The 2252-nt window shown below is 73.8% G+C and carries 3 protein-coding genes; 1 reads left to right on the top strand and 2 read right to left on the bottom strand.

The window, feature by feature from the left end:
• Positions 1-754 (top strand): trehalose-6-phosphate synthase (locus NBX02_RS22230; protein WP_250292964.1); only part of this gene is annotated, 754 nt, incomplete at its 5' end.
• Positions 755-914: 160 nt separating this feature from the next.
• On the opposite strand, the gene otsB is transcribed toward NBX02_RS22230, so the two are convergent.
• Both otsB and NBX02_RS22220 read right to left on the bottom strand, forming a co-directional pair.
• The gene (gene otsB, locus NBX02_RS22225) at positions 915-1817 is read right to left on the bottom strand and encodes a trehalose-phosphatase (RefSeq protein WP_250292961.1); all 903 of its coding nucleotides are present in this window, start codon (positions 1815-1817) and stop codon (positions 915-917) included.
• A 13-nt stretch (positions 1818-1830) separates the two neighbouring features.
• On the bottom strand, positions 1831-2252 hold a 422-nt coding region (locus NBX02_RS22220), incomplete at its 5' end, for a LytR C-terminal domain-containing protein (RefSeq protein WP_250292960.1).

The raw sequence follows: 2252 nt of genomic DNA, 5'->3' as shown, positions 1-2252 counted from the left end.
GGGCCGCGACGGGGCGGGCGGGCCGTGGCTGCGCTACCGCGGCCGCGCCGTCCGGATCGGGGTCCATCCGCTCGGGGTCGACGGTGACTGGCTGCTCAGACGCGCGTCCAGGCAGGACGTGGCCGCCCGCGCCGCCGAGATGCGCGAGATCGCCGCGGGCCGGCGGGTGATCGTGCGGGTGGACCGGACCGAACTGTCGAAGAACATCGTCCGCGGTCTGGACGCCTACCGGGAGCTGCTGCGCGACTATCCGCAGTGGCAGGGGCGGGTGGTGCACATCGTGTGCGCCTATCCGTCCCGCCACGACCTTCCCGAATACCGCGAGTACACGGCCGCCGTGCAGCGGATCGTGGCGGAGATCGAGGACGAGTTCGCGACCGCGACCTGGCTGCCCGTCCGGCTGGAGGTCAACGATGACTACCCACGGTCACTGGCGGCGTTGTCGCTGGCCGAGGTGCTGGTGGTGAACCCGATCAGGGACGGCATGAACCTGGTCGCGAAGGAGGGCGCGGTGCTCTCCCGGCCCGGGGCGGCCCTGGTGCTCTCCCGCGAGGCCGGGGCGTGCGTGGAGATGGCCGACGACGCGCTGGTGGTCAACCCGTTCGACGTGAGCGCGACCGCCCGGGCGCTGCACACCGCGCTGCTGATGGCCGCTGACGAGCGCCGCGACCGGTGCGCCCGGCTCGCCGCCGTCGCAGGCAGGCTCCCCCCGCGCAAGTGGTTCCGCGACCAGCTCGACGCGCTGCTGGAGTGACCCCACCCCACCCCGCCGGGGACGGCCGGCGTCCCGGGCGGGCGTTCCAGGCCGGCCAGGCAGTGCGAATCCCGTCCACGACCCCGGTGTAGGCCATGATCGGCGCTCATCGACGTGCGCCGCCGTTTGCGAGGATACGTACGGTTACGCGATCGGTGCTCTAGGCCAGGCGGGCGGCGAGCAGGAGCAGTAGCGCCACCACTCCCTCCGGGCCGGGGACGACGAGATCGGCCCGCTCCCGCAGTGCCCGGGGGACCTCCGGGCCGTCGCTGCACACGGTCAGCCCGGGGATACCGGCGGCCCGCAGCTCGTCGACCGTGTCGAAGGCCGGCAGGTCACCGAGGTCGTCGCCGGCGAACAGCACGGAGCGGACGCCCAGCCCGGCCACGTGGTCGCGCAGCGCCCGGCCCTTGTCGTGGCCGGGCGGGCGTAGCTCCAGCACCCGTTTGCCAGGTGCGGCATCCAGCCCGTTGTCCCTGGCCAGGACGGTCAGCGCGGGCGTGAGCGAGGCCAGTGACGCGTCCGGGTCGGCGGTGCGGCGGACGTGGACGACCAGGGCGTGCCCCTTGTCCTCCACGACGGTCCCGGCGGGCGCGTCCTGCAGGAGCCTGGGCAGTGCGGCCCGGACCGCGGCCACCCCGGGCAACGGTTCGGGGCTGGTGATCGTTCCGGTGGCGGCGTCCCAGCGCTGGAGCCCGTACTGGCCGAGGATGGACAGCGAGTGCAGCCCCGGCTCGTCGGTGAACCGGGCGAGCGAGAGCAGGGCCTCGACCGGGCGGCCGGTGATGATGGTGATCGATCCGACCCGTTCGGCCAGCCGGGCCAGGGCGCGCAGCGCACCGGGCGCGGGAACGGCGTCGGAGGGACGGCTGACGATGGGTGAGAGGGTGCCGTCGTAGTCGAGCGCGATCAGGGCATGCCGCGGGTCGGTGAGCAGCGCGGCGAGCCCGGAGCCGCCGGCCAGCGTCCGGGGCGCCCCGGCGAGCGGGCCGCTGCCGGGCGTGCTGCTGCCGGGCGTGCCGCTGGTACCGGGTGTGCCGCTGCTGCCGGGTGTGGGAGTCATGGGCTCAGGTCCGTCACTCGGGCGGGTCGATCTGGAAATCCTTGGTGATGACAAGGATGAGCGGGTCGTCCGAGTTGAAGTGCGCGCTCTTGGGAGCCGCGGCTCTGACATCCGGGATCAGCTCCTGCAGGGTCTCGGCGGCGGCCTTCTGCTCCGGCTCGTAGAACACGGTGGGTACCGCGACGTTGTACGCCGCGTTGTAGTTGCCGACCCGGGTCACCGTGAAGCCGGCGGCTTCCAGCCGGGCCCGGGCAGCGTCGGCGAGCCCCGGCTCCCTGGAGTTGTTCAGGATCACGACGGGGGCGAAGACGCGTTTCGGCGCGGCCGACGGCGGGACGGGAGCAACCGCCTTCGGCGGCTGTGACGTTCCTGCCGGTAACGGACGGGCGCTCGTCGCCGGCGCGGCAGGTGCCGCCGACGCGGCCGTGGACGCAC

The organism is Protofrankia sp. CiP1_Cm_nod1 (assembly GCF_920888515.1).
Lineage (GTDB): Bacteria > Actinomycetota > Actinomycetes > Frankiales > Frankiaceae > Protofrankia.
This window is presented reverse-complemented; position numbering and strand designations above follow the sequence as displayed.